This is a genomic window from Streptomyces sp. NPDC056231, from assembly GCF_048270745.1.
Taxonomy (GTDB): Bacteria; Actinomycetota; Actinomycetes; order Streptomycetales; family Streptomycetaceae; genus Streptomyces.
In genome coordinates this window covers 108,612-124,613 of record NZ_JBLVKW010000004.1, presented here as the reverse complement: position 1 = coordinate 124,613, position 16,002 = coordinate 108,612, and the positions used below count along the sequence as shown (strand labels likewise).

Genomic DNA, 16,002 nt, shown 5'->3' with positions numbered 1-16,002 from the left:
TACATGCACACCGTGCATGTGTCATGCACTCGACAATACCCGCGCGCAAGGAGGAAGGTCGCGTTCGCGCAACCCTCAGCGAATTGTTTTTTCGTGGCGTTCATTTCATTGACGGCATGTAAAGCGAATGGTTACCGTGACCGCAGCCACAGGGTGCGCAGGCACCCCACACCGGACATGTGAGGCAAGGCATGAGCGTCGAAAGCAACACCGTGAACACCGTCCTGGGCCCGGTGCCGGCCGCCGAGCTGGGTGTCGTCTCGGTCCATGGGGCGCTGCTGTCGGTGGTGCCCGGCGCCGAGCACGCCTTCGACATCACCATCGACCGCGCCGAGATCTTCGAGACCCTCGCCGCGAAGCTGAAGGACTTCCGCGCCCACGGCGGCGGCACGATCGTCGACAGCACCGGCATGTTCCATGGCCGGGACGTCCGGCTGTACGAGACCCTCGCCCGCACGACCGGCGTGCACATCGTCGCCTCGACGGGGCAGGGCCCCGAGGAGTTGCTTGGCGGTTACTTCCTCACGCCGCAGACCAACCCGCCGACGCCGTGGCCGGCCGAGAAGTTCGCCGACCTCTTCACCAAGGAGGTCACCGAGGGCATGGTGGTCCCGCGGGTGGAGCGCCGCGGCGCGGCGGGCCTGGTGGCCACCACCGCGACCCGCGAGGGCATGACCGCGACCGACGAGAGCCTGTTCCGGGGTGCGGCCCGGACCGCTCTGACCACTGGCGTCGCGGTCTCCATCCGCTACGGGAGCGACGCCCTGCACGACCTGGACGTCGTCCTGGACGAGAAGCTGGCGGCCGACCGTGTGGTCGTTGGCGGACTCGACCGCAAGGACGCCGTCGCCGCCGGAGCACCCCTGGAGGTCGCCCGGCGAGGCGCCTACGTCGCCCTCGACCACGTCGGCGTGGAGGACGGGGAACACGTCACCGACGCCGAGCGTGCCGCTCTGGTCGCCGACCTGGTGAAGGCCGGCTTCGCCGACCGGATCCTGCTGTCGAGCAGCGCTACCGGCGTGACGAAGGGACACCCCGGCAACGACCTGCCGTACAGCTATGTCCTGACCACCTTCGTCCCGCTCCTGAAGACACAGGGTCTCAGCGACGAGGACGCGCGGCGGATTCTCGTGGAGAACCCGCGCGACCTGCTGTCGGTGCGCTGAGCGCGCCGGCACGAACGACCATCAAGTCTCTTACTCAAAGGTGAGTGTTGTGTCGAGAGTGAACACGGTCCTGGGGCCGGTCCCGGCCGAGGAGCTGGGACTCGTGGCCGTCCACGAGCACATCGGGTACGGCATGCCCGGCTCCGAACTGGACACCAAGTGGTGGAAGACCCCCGAGCAGCGGTACGAGGAGACCGTCCCGAAGCTGCGCGCGTTCCACGAGTACGGCGGCGGCACCTTCGTCGACGCGACCGGCATTTGCAACGGCCGTGACGTCGACCACTACAAGTCGCTGTCCGCGAAGACCGGCGTCCACATCGTCGCCTGCACCGGCTTCGTCGGCGGCGACACCGCCCTGCCGCACTTCGCGAACGCCGACGTGGACTATCTGATGCGGCAGTTCGTCCACGAGATCACCGTCGGCATCGGCAGCACCGGCGGCCTCGCCGGTGTCATCAAGGTCGGTGTCAGCCGCGGCGGCCGCATGACGGACCTGGACAAGCGGATCTACCGCGCCGCGGCCCGCGCCTCGCTCACCACGGGCGTGCCGATCCTGACCCACCTCGCGATCGACGCCGAGAACGCGATCGCCGTCTTCGACGAGGAGGGCCTGCCGCTGGACCGCGTCCTGTTCGGGCACGTCGACGACGGCGTGAACGCCGACAGGACGCGCGATGTCTGGATCGCGGAGAAGGGCGGCCGCATCGGCTTCGACACCTTCGGCTACGAGACCGAGCTGCCCGACCCGCCGTTCTGGGCCCGCCCCCGCAAGGAGCGGCTGGACCACTTCCTGCGGTTCATCGACGGGGGCCGGCGGCTGAAGCAGGTCCTCGCCTCCGCTGACGCCAACTGCAGCCCGCTGGGCTGGCCGGGCGTCAAGGGCCACACCGTCAACTACATCTTCGAGGACCTCATCCCGGACCTCCGCGCCGCCGGTCTCGACGAGGCCGCCATCAAGACGGTCTTCGTCGACAACCCCGCCGACTTCCTCACCCTGCAGAAGTAAAGAGAGAACCACCATGCAGTCCTCAGACCTGAAGAACCTGAAGATCGCCATCGTCGGAGCGGGATACGGCGGCGCTGCGGCGGCCAAGGCCCTGAGCCTGCTCGGCGCCGAGGTCGACGTCTACGAGCAGGCCAACCAGATCCGGGAGGTGGGCGCCGGTATCGGTCTGCGTCCCGTCACCATGAACCGGTTCCGCCAGTGGGGGATCTTCGACGCGATAGCGAAGGTGACCTCGCCGAGCGAGTACTTCGAGATCCTCACGGCCACCGGCGACCCGATCATGAAAGAGACGTGGCCGGTCGACGGCGAGCAGACCCATACCCACCTGATCCACCGCGGCGACTTCATCGACGCGCTTCTGGGCGTCCTCCCCGCGGGCATGGTGCACCTCGGCCACAAGCTCGAGAGCATCGAGGACAAGGGGGACAGCTCCGTCCTCACCTTCGCGGGCGGCAAGACCGTCGAGGCCGACCTGGTCGTCGGCGCCGACGGCATCAAGTCGGTGGTGCGGGGGCAGCTGTTCGGCGAGAAGGGCCCGGTGTTCTCGGGCGAGCACGCCTACCGCGCGGTCATCCCCGTCGACGCCGCCCACGGGATGGTCGTCGACGACAACCTTCGGATGTACATCGGCAAGGGCACGAAGATCTACCTGCTGCCGCTCCGCCACCGGGGCCAGGTGTCGTTCGACATCACCGCCCTCTGCCCGGACGGCACCTGGAACCCGCAGGTCTCGAAGGACGACATGCTGAAGACGGTGGAGGGCTTCGACGAGCGTCTCGTGAGCATCACGCGCGACCTCGACATGGACACCGTGAACATTCGCGCCGTCTACGACATCGACCCGGTCGACACGTGGCAATCGGACTCCGTCGTCCTCGTCGGCGACGCGGCCCACTCGATGCTGCACCACCAGGGCCAGGGCGCCAACTCGGCCATCGAGGACGGCGGCGCGCTCGCCGACGCCCTGCGGCAGGCGGACTCCGTGAAGGAGGCGCTGGCCCTGTACCAGGCCACCCGCAAGCCGGTGACCGACGAGCTGCAGCGCATCTCGCGCCAGGGGTGGACCGAGGACGAGATCAACGACGTCTTCCCCGGCCAGAAGCCCGCCGCTGCCGGGCAGGAGTGACACCATGACGCTGCATCCCGAGATCGCCGAATTCATCGCGAGCCTGCCCGCCCCGCCCGAGGGCCCGCTCGACCCGGTCGCCATGCGCGCCGCGGACGAGGCGCACGTCACCCCTCTGGAGGAGCCCCTGCCGCTCCACGCGGTCGACGACGTGACGGCGAAGACGGCCTCCGGCGAGGTACCGGTGCGGATCTACACCCCTGTCGAGGCCGACAGTTACGGCGTGCTGGTCTACTTCCACGGCGGCGCGTTCTTCCTCGGCAGCCTGGAGACCCACGACCACGTCGCGCGCTCGCTGGCCAAGGAGACCGGGCTCAAGGTCGTCTCCGTCGGCTACCGCCTGGCGCCCGAGGCGGCCTTCCCGGCCGGTCTCGACGATTGCTACGCGGTCGTGCGCTGGGCCGCCGAGGAGGGTACGGGCCTGGCCTGGGACGGTACGACCCTCGCCGTCGCCGGTGACAGCTCCGGCGGCACCTTCGCCGCCGCGGTCGCCGCCAGGGCGCACGACGACGGCTTCGACCGGATCACCCACCAGATCCTCTACTACCCCTCGCTCGACCTGGACTTCGACGTCGACCGCTACCCGTCGCTGCGGGAGAACGCGGTGGGCTACGGCCTGGAGACGGCGGGGCTGAAGCCCTTCAACGCCTTCTACCTCGACAGCGGCGCCGACCCCGCGGACCCGCTGGTGTCGCCGATCAAGCGGACCGACCTCACCGGTCTGCCGCCCGCGCTGGTCGTCACCGCCGAGCACGACCCGATGCGCGACGAGGGCGAGCTGTACGGCGAGCGGCTTCGCGAAGCCGGTGTGGAAGCGACAGTGAGCCGGTACGAGGGAGCGGGCCACGGGTTCGTCCAGCACTTCTCCTGGATCCCGGAGTATCACGCGGTCTTCACGCAGACACGCGACTTCCTCGGCCGCAGCTGACCGGCCGGCCCGTGCACGAGCGGAGTAGGAAAGCATGACGCACCCAGTCACCGTCCACCCCCTGGTCTCGCCCTGGGGCCGGTTCGGTCTCTACAGCTTCTTCATCGACGCACCCGAGCCGGCGATCGTCGACACCGGCATCGCCTCGTCGCCCGCCGAAGGGATGGCTCCCGCGCTCGAGGCCATCGGACGCCGCATCGAGGACGTGCGCTGGATCCTGCTGACACACGGTCACATCGACCACGTCGGCGGAGCGTACGCCCTGTGGGAGCTCACCGGGCGGCGCGCCCAGGTGGTCATCCACGAGTCCGACGCACCGATGCTCCGCTCGCGCCGGGCCCACGTGGAGGAGTACCTCGCGGGACGGGGCCGGTACCTGGACGACCCCGAGGGCGAGGCGAAGGTGACGGCCGCCACGGAGGCCGTCATCTCCGGCGAGATGGAGCCCTCCCTGCTGGTCAAGGGAGGCGAGACCCTCTCCCTCGGCGGTGATGTCACCGTGTCGGTGCACTCCGTACCGGGCCACACACCCGGATCGGTCGCCTACGTCGTCGACGGACAACGCTCGGTGTTCACCGGAGACGCCGTCCAGGTCCACGGGGCGGCGAACGGCTTCCCGGGCTACACGGACCCGGTCGCCTACCGCGCCGGCCTGGAGTACCTGCGGGACGAGATCCGCCCGTTTCACCTCTACCTGGGACACCCCTACCGCCGCGTCGACGGCACACCGTACGGCGTCGAGCTCGACGAGGCGCAGGCCCAGGAGGCCATCACCCAGAGCCTGGACATCGAGGCCCGTGTCGCCGCGGCCGCCTGCGGATGCCTGGAGGCGGGCCTGCGGGAGACGGATTCGCCGTACTCCCCGTTCGCCCGTGCCGCCGAGGAGCTCGGCTACACCGGTGACCCCGCGCTCGAGCCGTCGCCGTTCTTCACTTCCATGGCCGGCTACCGCACGCACCTCGAACAGAACGCGTAACACAGGAGTTTCACACCCATGACTGACCTTCACACGATCCGGGCGGGCGAGCAGTCGATCGCCGTCCGCAAGGATCTCCAGGTGCCGATGCGCGACGGCGTCACGCTGGTGGCCGACGCGTACAGCGGTGCGGACGACACACCGCGGCCCGCGCTGGTGGCCCTGAGCCCGTACGGCAAGGAGCTCCAGGCCCTGGCCCTGACGACCCCGCCGCAGCGCCGGCCGAGCCCCATGTGGGACGGCTGCATCGAGGCCGGCGACATCGCGCGCGTCGTCCAGGAGGGCTACGTCCACGTCATCGGCGACCTGCGCGGCTCCGGCGCCTCCGAGGGCGAGCACATCGGCAACTACAATGCCGGTGGCGTCTCGCTCGGCCAGGACGCGTACGACTTCATCGAGTGGGTCGCCGCGCAGCCGTGGTGCGACGGCAACGTCGGCATGATCGGCATCTCCTACTTCGGCTCGATGCAGGTGCTGGCGGCGGCCGAGCGTCCGCCGAGCCTCAAGGCCATCTTCGTCAGCGGCGGCCACTACGACTTCTACGAGACCACCTACCACGGCGGCGTCATGTGGTTCATGCCGCGCGCCGCCCGTGAGGGGCGCGGCGGCGACTCCGGCTGGGCCTTCACCGACGGCGTCAAGTCCCGCATGCTCGAGACCTGCTCGCCCGAAGAGATCAAGAAGCGGGTCGCCGAGCGCCTGCAGGACCCGGACGTGGCCGCCTGGCCCAATCTGGTCCACGTGCTGAACTACCCGAAGAACCACGAGGCCTGGTTCGACATCGTGATGAACGAGGTCGACGGCGAGTGGTACGAGGAGCGCAACCCCGTCACCCTCGCGCCGAACATCGACATCCCGGTCTGGCTCCAGATCGACCAGGGCCGCGGCTGGACGATGGACGGCACCATCGAGGTCTTCAACCGCCTCAAGGGCCCCAAGAAGCTGGACATCGGCCCGTACCCGCCCATGCAGTCGCGCCCCTTCATCGAAGAGCACGACAAGATGTTCCGCTGGTACGACTACTGGATCAAGGGCATCGACAACGGGATCATGGACGAGCCCGCCGTCACCGTGCACGTCGAGGGCTCACGCCAGTACGTCACCGGGGCCCAGTGGCCGCCGAAGGACGTGGAGCACAAGCCGCTCTACCTCCGCCCGCGCCACAAGCTCTCCTTCGAGCCCGAGCCCATGGGCGCCGAGCACGCCGTCCCCGACGGCTTCTACCAGGCGCCGCTCACGGTCACCGACAAGGTGGAGATGCTCAGCTGGAGCACCGAGCCGTTCACCGAGCCCACCGAGATGATCGGCCAGGGCGCGGCGCACCTCTTCGCGGAGATCGACCAGCCCGACACCAACTTCATCCTGCGCATGTGGGACGAGGCCCCGGGAGGCAAGCGACAGCTCATCACGACCGCCTACCTCAAGGCCTCGCACCGCGAGCTCGACGAGGGGCGCACCACCGAGGGCGACCCCTACCACCCGCACACCCGCGCGGTGCCGGTCGAGCCGGGGAAGATCGAGGAGTACGTGCTGCGCGTCTACCCGTTCGCGGCGACGTTCCTGCCGGGCCACAAACTGGTCGCGGAGCTCTCCAACGACGAGCCGCTGGCCGACGCGCACAACGCGCTGCTGCCGCCGGACGCCTTCCACCTGCCGGTGGGCCGCCCCGTCACCCACAAGATCTACCGCGACGCCGCACACCCCTCCCGGCTGGTGCTGCCGTTCACGACGGTCACGGCGCCGGACGTGACGCGATCGGGCTCCGCGCGCAACGAAGACGGAGACCGGCGCAGCGGCTCCTGACGAGGCCGACGCAGACCGGGGGACCGCCGTACCCCCGGCGGCCGCGTGGGCGGCACGGACGGCAACTGTCCGTGGCGGCCTGCGCGTGCCGTGCGGACACCGGGTCACTAGGCTCGGCATCGTGTCCACCATGAGTGTGATGTCGGCTTCCCTGATCCCCGCCGGAATCACGGTCGCGACGCGCTATCTCGACCTTGCCGGTGTCTTCTCGTGCGCGCTGCTGGGAGGCGCCGTGGCCCGCACGGCCGGCCTGGACCTGTTCGGGTTCCTGGTGGTGGGCATCATCTCCGGTCTCGGCGGAGGCATGATCAGGGACGTACTGCTGCAGCACGGTACGCCGGTCGCGCTGACCGACTACGCCTACCTGACGACCGCCGTCGCCGGTTCCGTGGTGGTCTTTCTCATCAGGATCAGCGAGGCGTCCTGGACCCGGCTTTTCACCGCGCTCGACGCCGCAGTCCTCGGGTTCTGGGCGGTCACCGGGGTCAACAAGACGCTCGCCGTGGGTCTGGGATGGCTTCCGGCCGTCCTTCTGGGCACCGTGACCGCCGTCGGTGGGGGCGCCCTGCGCGATGTCGTCCTCGGCCGGGTGCCGGCTGTCTTCGGCGGCAACGGTCTGTACGCCACCGTCGCCCTTGCGGTCGCCGGAACCACGGTGATCTGTGTGTACCTCGGCGTGCCGGCGATCGGCGTCGGCCTGGGCATCACCCTGGCCCTGGCCTTCCGGCTCACTGCCGTGCGGTTCGGCTGGAACCTGCCCACCAGCCTGGACTGGCAGCCCCGGTCCAAGCCGGCCGCGATGCTGCGGCACAGCACCGACGCCGCCGCCCCGAACGGGAAAGAAGAGCAGTCCCACCCGCGCAAGGAGACGCCGTGACCGACCGAAACAGTGCAGTGCTGTCCCGTCTCGCCGGTATCCGCTCCGATCTCGAGGACCTTTACCGGGATCTGCACAGGCATCCTGAACTCGGCCTGCGGGAGCACCGCACGGCGAGGAAGGCGTCCGACGCTCTGCGGGACCTCGGTTACGAGGTCACCGACGGCATCGGCGGCACGGGCGTGATCGGCGTACTGGCCAACGGCGACGGACCCACCGTCATGGCCCGCGCGGACATGGACGCCCTTCCGGTACGCGAGCAGACCGGTCTGCCCTACGCCTCCACTGTGACCCTGACCGGCCCGGACGGAACCGGGCAGCCGGTCACGCACGCCTGCGGGCACGATGTGCACGTGACCGCTCTGCTCGGCTGCGCACAGCTGATGGCCCAGGCCAAGGACGCCTGGCGCGGTACGTTCGTGGCGCTCTTCCAGCCCTCGGAGGAGAACGGCGACGGCGCCCGCGCCATGATCGACGACGGCCTCACGGGAAGGGCGCCCCGGCCTGACGTGGTACTCGCCCAGCATGTCCTGCCCTATCCGGCCGGCTACGTCGGCACCCGCCCCGGGCCCCTCCTGTCGGCCGCGGACAGCCTGCGCATCACCGTCCACGGCCGAGGGGCTCACGGCTCCATGCCCCAGGCCGCCGTCGACCCCGTGGTGATGGCCGCCATGATCGTCGTCCGCCTGCAGACAATCGTCTCCCGGGAACTCGCCGCCACCACCCCCGCCGTCGTCACCGTAGGCAGCATCCACGCCGGCACCGGCCCCAACGTCATCCCCGACAGCGCCGTCATCGAGGTCAACGTCCGTACCTACGAAGATGACACGCGCAGCCAGGTCCTGAAGGCGATCGAACGCATGGTCCGGACCGAGAGCGAGGCGTCCGGGTCGCCGAAGGCACCCGAGATCGTGCGAACGGCCGCCTTCCCACCCACCGTCAACGACGAGGAAGCGACCCGACGCGTCGCCGAGGCGTTCGCCGCCCACTTCGGCGAGGACGCGCACACCGTCGACCTGCAGACCGCCAGCGAGGACATGAGCGAGATTCCCCAGGCGTTCGGCGCGCCGTTCACCTATTGGGGCATCGGAGGCATCGACGCGGAGCTGTATGCCGAGGCAGCCAAGAAGGGCACCATCGCCCAGGACGTCCCGGTCAACCACAGCCCTGCCTTCGCCCCCGTCGTTCAACCCACCCTGGACACCGGCGTCAGCGCCATGACGGTGGCTGCGCTCGCCTGGCTCGGCAGCTGACGCGGACTCGGCGTTTCCGGCGTGCCGGTACCGACGAGGTACCGGCATGAGCGGTTCGCCCGGCAGAGTCACCCTGTAACACCCGTGACGCTCGCCTGACGCTCAGGGTGCCGACCACCCTGTTCCCCATCTGAGCAGGGCCTCGGAGAGGTAGCTGTTCAGCGGGGTCGGGCAGTGTGGTCAGGCTGCTGTGTCCGACGTGAGGGGGCGTCCTGAGGAGGCGGTTCATCGGCTTGTCGTACGTGTCACCCCTCGGCCTGCTGCCAGACGGAGGTGAGCGCCGTGACGGGGTCGGGGTCGGCGGGTGCTGCCGGCCACCAGTCGCCGTCGTCATGCTGGAGGTAGGGGTACCAGCGGGTGTCGGGGCCCAGGCGCAGCTGGATGTCGTGGTCGGCGAGGGTGAGGCGGTTGCGCCAGGCCCTCAGGGTGACCGGGGTGGTGGTCATTTGGGTGAGGGCCGCGGTCAGGGCGGTGCGGGCGGTTGTTATCGCCGTCGGGTCGGGGGCGTGGGGGTGTTCGGCGACGGTGAGGCCGGTTGGGCCGCCATACCGCCAGGCACGGGTAAGGCGGGCGAACGCGGTCGGTTTGGCACCGGTGTTCTGGATGAGGTGGCGGAACCACTCGGGGCCGCAGTTGCTTGCGGCGATCCGTGCCGCGTCCTCGTGCTGGTTCAGGTGCAGGCTGGTGGTGTTGCCCGTGAGCAGCCGGGCGGCACGTGCGGCGGTGTCCGCCATGAGGCGTTCGAGGTCAGTGGCCGAAAGACCGGTGCCGGGTGGCGGGGCGGCGGGCAGTGCGGCGATGTGGGGGGCCGGTTCGGGGAGTTCAGGAAGGGGCGGAGTGTGTTCGGCCAGGGCGGCCCAGGCTGCGTAGGCGCCGGCGGCAGGGAGACCGGCCGGGGCCGGTGGGGCGGAGGTCGCCTGGGCGGCCGTACGGCGGGCGCGCAGCTGGGCGAGGACTTCCTCCCGGCCGCGGCCGCGCAGGGCGAACACCACGAAGGGGTCGGCGTCGATGGTGGCAGCGATGGCGTAGCAGAGCGCGGCGGCGTGTTTGCAGGGGTAGCCCCAGTCGGGGCAGGAGCATTCGGGGTCGAGTTCGGTGGGTTGTGGCAGCAGGGGGACGCCGGCGTGGCGGGCGTCGTCGACGAGTTCGGCGGGCATCTCGCCGTCGAGGAGTGCGGCGAGATGCCCGGCTCGGGCCGCGATGGTGTCGAGGAGGGTGTCCCACTGGGCGTCGGTGAGGACGGGCAGGTGGACGGCGGAGCGGTAGGGGCGGGGTCTGCTGCCCTGGACGGCGGCTTTGACCTGGCCGGGGGCGATGGTGACGGGGCCGACCATGCCCTGGCGGGCGTAGGTGCGTCCGCGGGACAGACGCCCCGAGTCCAGGGTGGAGTCCTCCAGGGCCGTCACCCATGCCTGGCCCCACCAGGTCGCGGCGAAGGCCCGCCTGCCGCGGGCCGGCACGCGGCGCGGGCTGGGGACCGAGGGGCTCATGACTGCCTCCCCAGGGCGACGAGTTCGGCGAGATCGTCGTCGGACAGTTCGGTCAGAGCGGCCTCACCGGAGCCGACCACGGCGTCGGCGAGCGCGCGCTTGGCTTCGAGAAGCCTCGCCACCTTGTCCTCCACAGTCCCCTCCGCAAGGAGTTTGTGGACCTGTACGGGCTTGTCCTGGCCGATGCGGTAGGCACGGTCGGTGGCCTGGTCCTCGACCGCCGGGTTCCACCAGCGGTCGTAGTGCACCACATGGGTGGCCCGGGTGAGGTTGAGGCCGGTGCCCGCGGCCTTCAGGGAGAGCAGGAATACCGGCACCTCGCCGCGCTGGAAGCGGTCCACCATCTCTTCGCGCGCGGTGACGGGGGTGCCGCCGTGCAGGAAGAGGGTGGGGACGCCTCGTTCCCTGAAGTGCTTCTCCAGCAGGGTCGCCATCTGCTTGTACTGGGTGAAGACCAGCACAGACTCGCCTTCGGCGGTGATGGTGTCGACCAGTTCGTCGAGCAGCGCCAGTTTGCCGGACCGGCCGTGCAGCGGTGTGGACTGGCGCAGGTACTGGGCCGGATGGTTACAGATCTGCTTCAGCGCGGTGAGGAGCTTCAGGATCAGGCCGCGGCGGGCGATGCCCTCGGCTTCGGCGATCTTCGCCATGGTTTCGCGGACCACCGCCTCGTACAGGCTTGCCTGCTCGGCGGTCAGCGGTACGACACGGTCGGTTTCGGTCTTGGCGGGCAGTTCGGGCGCGATGCCCGGGTCCGACTTCCTGCGGCGCAGCAGGAACGGGCGGACGAGACGGGACAGCCGTTCGGCGGCCTGCGGGTCCTCGCCCGACTCGATCGCGCGGGCGTGGCGGTCGCGGAAAGCCGTGAGTGGGCCGAGGAGTCCGGGGGTGGTCCAGTCGAGGAGCGCCCACAGTTCGGAGAGGTTGTTCTCCACGGGGGTGCCGGTGAGGGCGACGCGGGCGCGGGCGGGCAGGGCGCGCAGCTCGCGGGCGGTGACGGCGTAGGGGTTCTTGACGTGCTGGGCCTCGTCGGCGGCGACGAGCGACCAGGCGTTCTCGGCGAGGGCCTCCCGGTCGCGGCGCAGCACTCCGTAGGTGACCAGGACGATCTCGTCCCCGGCCAGGTCTTTCAGGTGGCGGTCGCCGCCGTGGTAGCGGCGCACGGGAGTGGATGGTGCGAACCTGGCTGCCTCGCGCTGCCAGTTGCCGAGCAGCGAGGCGGGGCAGACGACGAGCGTGGGGCCCGCGGTGTCGGGATCGGTCTGGCGGTGCAGGTGCAGAGCGAGCAGGGTGATGGTCTTGCCCAGGCCCATGTCGTCGGCGAGACAGCCGCCGAGACCGACTTCGCACATCCCGGCCAGCCAGGCGAGGCCCCGTTTCTGGTAGTCGCGCAGCGTGGCCTTCAGAGCGGCGGGCTGCGGGGCGGGGGTGCGGGATTCGGGGTCGCGGATACGGGCGACGAGGTCGGCGAGCGCCCCGACCGCCGCGCAGCGAAGAGTTTCCCCGTCCCGCTCCACCTCGCCGGTCAGCGCGGCGCCCAGTGCCTCCATGGGAGCGAGCGGTTCCATCCGGCGGCGCCTGGCGCGGGCCACCAGCTTCGGGTCGGCGACCACCCACTGGTCGCGCAGCCGGACGAGGGGGCGGCGGGCCTCGGCGAGGGCGTCCATCTCGGCCTCGGTGAGCGGGTCGCCGCCGAGCGAGAGCTGCCAGCGGAAGTCGAGGAGGGTGTCGGCGTCGAGCATGCCGCCCGCGCTGGAGCCAGGCGCGGTGCGTTGCCCGATTTCTGCGGTGGCGGTGAGCGCTTTGACCAGCTCGCGCGGCCAGTGCACGTCGATACCGGCCCCGCGCAGGGTGTCGGTGGCGTCGCCCAGCAGGTCGAGGGCCTCGTCGTCGGTCAGCCGCAGCTGGTCCGGAGCCGCGTCCTTCAGTAGCCGGTCGAGCGGTGGCCAGACGCGGGCGCCGCGGCGCAGGGCGAGCAGCGTCTCGGTCTCGGCGCGCGGGCCGAGCAGCCGCTCCACTTCGGCCTGTTCGTTCCACAACTGTGCGGCCTCCACGACGAGCGCGGGATCCGTTGCGGTGTGCAACTGCAGGACGGCCCGGAACTGCCGACGCCTCCCCTCGGGTACGTCGACCCGCAGCGAGACCTTGACGTCGGCGGTGAACGCGGCGGCGGTCTCCTCGGCCCACTCGCGCAGGGCGGGCACGGCACGCGGCTCGCGCCAGGCGTACGGCAGGGCGCCCATGGCGAGCGGAGCGGCCGGGGTACGGACCAGTTCGTCGGCGACCGCGTCGCAGAACTGGCGTACCAGCGCGGCCGGTTCCGTGATCCGCAGCGGTGCGGACCCGGACTCGGGCAGGCAGTGGGCGTGGGGCGGGAAGGCTGCGGCGAGGGCGTCCAGCGTCCGACGCTGGGCGGCGGTGAAGGGGCCAGCCTGCCAGGTGTCGTAGCCGGCGGGGGTGAGGGCCGGGTGGAGGCGGCCATCGGCGAGCAGCCGCAGCGCGAAGCGGGAGGCGGCCTGCCAAGCGACGGTGGACGGATGCGGCGGCTGCACCCCGGACAGCGCGGCGACAGCGAGGGCGACGGGCAGCGCGTAACCCTCCACCTTGCGCCGCCTGACCGAGCGGCCGTGTGGCAGCACGAGCTCCGCCGCCTCGGCCTCGACGCCCACGGGTGCCATGCCCTCGGCGGCGGATGCCCCGACGGGCTGCCAGAGCAGCAACCGGCCGAGGCGGGCAGGCTCGCGGGGCAGGAAAACCGCCGCCCAGCCGCCGTCGAGCAGACCCTGAGCCCAGGCAGCCGACTCCGGTGCGGCCAAGGGCGGCACGCTCCTCGTGTCCATGCCCTGCTCCCGTACGAGGACTCGTGCCACTCTCTTTCCCTTCACCGTCGTCCAGGCGGTCTTCACCGCGCCTTCGTCCAGGCGGTCTTCACCGCGCCTTCGTCCACCAGCAGGTTGCGACCCTGCTGTCACCGGCGGGAGTGGGCCTTGTTCGCCGCGGTACGCATGCGTTTGGCCAGTCTCTTGTCGACGCCGCGCAGGCCCTCACCCAGTTCGGCGAGCACGTGGGCGGTGGCTGGGTGCTCCACTCGCCATAGCTCGTCCACCCGCTGTTCGAGCTCCTCCGGCGCCGTGTTCCAGTTCTCCAGGAAGCCTTGGACCATTTCCTCGCTCTCCTGAGCACCGGCGAGGATCGACAGCCCGTCGATGAGCAGCCACAACCCGGCCTCTTCCGCCCGCGCCGGGTCCACGCGCGCTGCTGCCCCAGGGTGTGCGCCCAGGGTCGTGGCGGCCACCTGGCGGCACCCCTGGACGTCGGAGTCCGCTGCCTTCCGCAGCACTCGCAGTGCGCGAGGGTCGTCGAGGCCGGCCAGCACCAGTTGGGCCACGGCGCGCTTCGCCGCGGCTTCGGGGCCGTCTCCCGCGCAGGCGTCGAGCAGCCCTACCGTGGCGTCCGCCGCAGAGCGGTGTGCCAGCCACCCTTCGACCTCCCGGCGCAACTCCTCGGGGGAGTAGTTCTGGAGCCCCTGGAGCAGAGTGCCGGCGTCCGCTTTGGCGTACTCACCGAGCAGCGGCGCAGGCACACCGCACTCCAGCAGGTAGGCGCGGAGCCCGTAGCGGCCGAGTGGGGTGAGCCGCATGCGGTGCCCGCACTTGTCGTCCCGCAACCGGTCCGACGCAGCCGACGGGGTTCGCGAACCACCGCCCATCTCCTGTCCGCTCATGGCGTTCAGGAGTGTGCGCAGAGCCTCCTCGGCCGAATCGTCGCCGTCACCGGGCTCGTACTCCACCGCCCCAAGCAGGGCGAGACCTTCGCCGAGCCCCTGGAAGGACGCCGTGAACAGCGCCTGGTAGAGATCGAACTCCGGCCCGTTCGCGACCACCTCAGCGGCCTTCGCACGCAGGTCGTCGACATCCACCCAGACGTCGTCCGGGGCGTCGTACAGCAGGCCGACCAGTCCGTCGGCGATCTCGGCCGTCAGCTCGCCCAGCTCACCGTGCCACCCGTCCAGCACCCCCGTCTCACCGATCTCCTCCAGCAGATCGCCCAACGTGGCAGCCCAGAACTCCAGAAGGTCCTCGTCGGCGAAGTCGGTTGCCGCGCCGCCCCACGCGCGGCCCCCGCTGATCGTGATCATCCCGCCATCCACGGCGAGCCACCACGGATCATCGAGAACGGCCACGTCCTTGGCGCTGCGCAGCGATTTCAGCGCACGAGCCCGCGCGACGGCATCGGCATACGGCGAGTCGTCGCCGGCCGGCTTCCACAGATGGAGCTCCTCGACGGCCTCGCGGGCGAGCGCGGGCCGCAGCACCCGAGCGGCGGTGACCTGCCGTCCCTCGCGGCACCAGGCGACGAGCCGCAGTGCCGCGTCGAAGAGCGGAACACCGCGCACGGCAGCGACAAGGTCCTCCTGCGAAGCCAGGGTCACCGGGCGCAGCACAGGCACATCCTCGTCCGGTTCGTCGACTCCGGCGTCGACCGGATCGCCCACGCGGCACTGCCCGCAGGTGCACGACGCCACGTCCTCGGCGGTCAGCCGACGGACACCGCCGCGCCCGGCCTGCCCACCGGCCGGCGGCTTCGCTTCACCGAACACCGTGTCCGGCATCAACTGGGCCAGCCGCCCGGTGATCCCGTCCCGGTCGAAGGCCGCCGGATCGTAACCGGCCGCCCGCAACTCAGCGACAAGCTCACCGTACGGGCCATCCCCCGCCCCGTCCGGGGCATCGAGACACTCCAGCACCCCGGCCAGCCCCCACACGCCGCCGATGTCCTCGGCCGGTACATCGGCGCGACGCCCGCCGACGCAGCGCACCGTCCGCTCCGCGCCGACCGGGCGCGGCAGCGTCTTCTCCAGCGTGATCCGGTGCTCCCAGTCGTCGCCGAAGTCGTAGACGTAGCGCAGCCGTGCTCCCTCCTCGGCCAGCACGTCGCCGAGCGCGGTGGCGCCCTCGTGGCCGACTCCGCGGCCGAAGCCGAGATCGATGTCGGAGAGTCGGGCCGCATCGCCGTACCCCCGGCCGAACTCGTCGGTGAAGAGGTGCAGATGACCACCGTGCCATCCGAAGGCGACCTGGATGGCGTCGTGCAGCGTCCCGAGCGAGGTGTCGGACGGCAGCACGAGGCGACGCCACAAAGGCGGTCTCGTGCCGTGCAGCACGATCTTCAGCTGGAGATCGGACGGGGCCGTCTTCCCGTCTTGCCACATCTGCTGCTCCCACTGCACCGGGGCCACTCGAACGGCCTCATCATGGCGCTGTCGGTGGGCCCAGCTCAAACCCGGGCGTGGGCCACCGTCCTTCTGGGCACATACGGTCTCGACGCCGCCCGCAGCGGGTATCCTGCGTCCTCGCAATCTTTCGCGGGCAGCGCA

General features: G+C 70.7%; 11 protein-coding genes. 8 read left to right on the top strand and 3 right to left on the bottom strand.

Annotation, left to right across the window (positions count from 1 at the left end; genetic code table 11):
- The first annotated feature begins 191 nt into the window (after window positions 1-191).
- From ACNPQM_RS05735 to ACNPQM_RS05700, 8 genes are all read left to right on the top strand, one after another.
- Window positions 192-1,166: a phosphotriesterase gene (locus ACNPQM_RS05735; RefSeq protein WP_418083127.1), complete on the top strand. Its 975-nt coding sequence runs from the start codon at window positions 192-194 to the stop codon at window positions 1,164-1,166.
- A gap of 49 nt (window positions 1,167-1,215) precedes the next feature.
- Window positions 1,216-2,172 (top strand): phosphotriesterase family protein, encoded by a 957-nt coding sequence (locus ACNPQM_RS05730; RefSeq protein ID WP_418083126.1) that lies wholly within the window; start codon window positions 1,216-1,218, stop codon window positions 2,170-2,172.
- A gap of 13 nt (window positions 2,173-2,185) precedes the next feature.
- Window positions 2,186-3,298, top strand: a complete 1,113-nt coding sequence (locus ACNPQM_RS05725; protein WP_418083125.1) for an FAD-dependent oxidoreductase — start codon at window positions 2,186-2,188, stop codon at window positions 3,296-3,298.
- Between the two features lie 4 nt (window positions 3,299-3,302).
- Window positions 3,303-4,226: an alpha/beta hydrolase gene (locus tag ACNPQM_RS05720; protein WP_418083124.1), complete on the top strand. Its 924-nt coding sequence runs from the start codon at window positions 3,303-3,305 to the stop codon at window positions 4,224-4,226.
- Between the two features lie 34 nt (window positions 4,227-4,260).
- Window positions 4,261-5,202: an MBL fold metallo-hydrolase gene (locus ACNPQM_RS05715; RefSeq protein ID WP_418083123.1), complete on the top strand. Its 942-nt coding sequence runs from the start codon at window positions 4,261-4,263 to the stop codon at window positions 5,200-5,202.
- A gap of 18 nt (window positions 5,203-5,220) precedes the next feature.
- On the top strand, window positions 5,221-7,005 hold the full coding sequence (locus tag ACNPQM_RS05710; RefSeq protein ID WP_418083122.1) for a CocE/NonD family hydrolase: 1,785 nt from the start codon (window positions 5,221-5,223) through the stop codon (window positions 7,003-7,005).
- A gap of 130 nt (window positions 7,006-7,135) precedes the next feature.
- On the top strand, window positions 7,136-7,882 hold the full coding sequence (locus tag ACNPQM_RS05705; protein WP_418083222.1) for a trimeric intracellular cation channel family protein: 747 nt from the start codon (window positions 7,136-7,138) through the stop codon (window positions 7,880-7,882).
- Window positions 7,879-9,135 (top strand): M20 family metallopeptidase, encoded by a 1,257-nt coding sequence (locus ACNPQM_RS05700; RefSeq protein WP_418083120.1) that lies wholly within the window; start codon window positions 7,879-7,881, stop codon window positions 9,133-9,135. Before ACNPQM_RS05705 ends, ACNPQM_RS05700 begins: the two co-directional genes overlap by 4 nt.
- Before the next feature lie 245 nt (window positions 9,136-9,380).
- Here ACNPQM_RS05700 and ACNPQM_RS05695 read toward each other — a convergent pair whose 3' ends face one another.
- The 3 genes from ACNPQM_RS05695 to ACNPQM_RS05685 all read right to left on the bottom strand — a co-directional run bounded on the left by ACNPQM_RS05695 (window position 9,381) and on the right by ACNPQM_RS05685 (window position 15,837).
- Entirely contained in the window at window positions 9,381-10,625 is a 1,245-nt protein-coding gene (locus tag ACNPQM_RS05695; RefSeq protein ID WP_418083119.1) for an SWIM zinc finger family protein, read from the bottom strand.
- Window positions 10,622-13,465: a DEAD/DEAH box helicase gene (locus tag ACNPQM_RS05690; protein ID WP_418083118.1), complete on the bottom strand. Its 2,844-nt coding sequence runs from the start codon at window positions 13,463-13,465 to the stop codon at window positions 10,622-10,624. Before ACNPQM_RS05690 ends, ACNPQM_RS05695 begins: the two co-directional genes overlap by 4 nt.
- A 128-nt stretch (window positions 13,466-13,593) precedes the next feature.
- Window positions 13,594-15,837 (bottom strand): plasmid pRiA4b ORF-3 family protein, encoded by a 2,244-nt coding sequence (locus ACNPQM_RS05685; RefSeq protein WP_418083117.1) that lies wholly within the window; start codon window positions 15,835-15,837, stop codon window positions 13,594-13,596.
- Window positions 15,838-16,002: the final 165 nt, after the last annotated feature.

What these genes read in the sequence shown, in the direction of transcription:
- ACNPQM_RS05735 (WP_418083127.1), top strand. Translation starts at nt 192, where the DNA reads ATGAGCGTCGAAAGCAACACCGTGAACACCGTCCTGGGCCCGGTGCCG.
- ACNPQM_RS05725 (WP_418083125.1), top strand. Translation starts at nt 2,186, where the DNA reads ATGCAGTCCTCAGACCTGAAGAACCTGAAGATCGCCATCGTCGGAGCG.
- ACNPQM_RS05720 (WP_418083124.1), top strand. Translation starts at nt 3,303, where the DNA reads ATGACGCTGCATCCCGAGATCGCCGAATTCATCGCGAGCCTGCCCGCC.
- ACNPQM_RS05715 (WP_418083123.1), top strand. Translation starts at nt 4,261, where the DNA reads ATGACGCACCCAGTCACCGTCCACCCCCTGGTCTCGCCCTGGGGCCGG.
- ACNPQM_RS05710 (WP_418083122.1), top strand. Translation starts at nt 5,221, where the DNA reads ATGACTGACCTTCACACGATCCGGGCGGGCGAGCAGTCGATCGCCGTC.
- ACNPQM_RS05705 (WP_418083222.1), top strand. Translation starts at nt 7,136, where the DNA reads ATGAGTGTGATGTCGGCTTCCCTGATCCCCGCCGGAATCACGGTCGCG.
- ACNPQM_RS05695 (WP_418083119.1), bottom strand. Translation starts at nt 10,625, where the DNA reads ATGAGCCCCTCGGTCCCCAGCCCGCGCCGCGTGCCGGCCCGCGGCAGG.
- ACNPQM_RS05690 (WP_418083118.1), bottom strand. Translation starts at nt 13,465, where the DNA reads ATGGACACGAGGAGCGTGCCGCCCTTGGCCGCACCGGAGTCGGCTGCC.
- ACNPQM_RS05685 (WP_418083117.1), bottom strand. Translation starts at nt 15,837, where the DNA reads ATGTGGCAAGACGGGAAGACGGCCCCGTCCGATCTCCAGCTGAAGATC.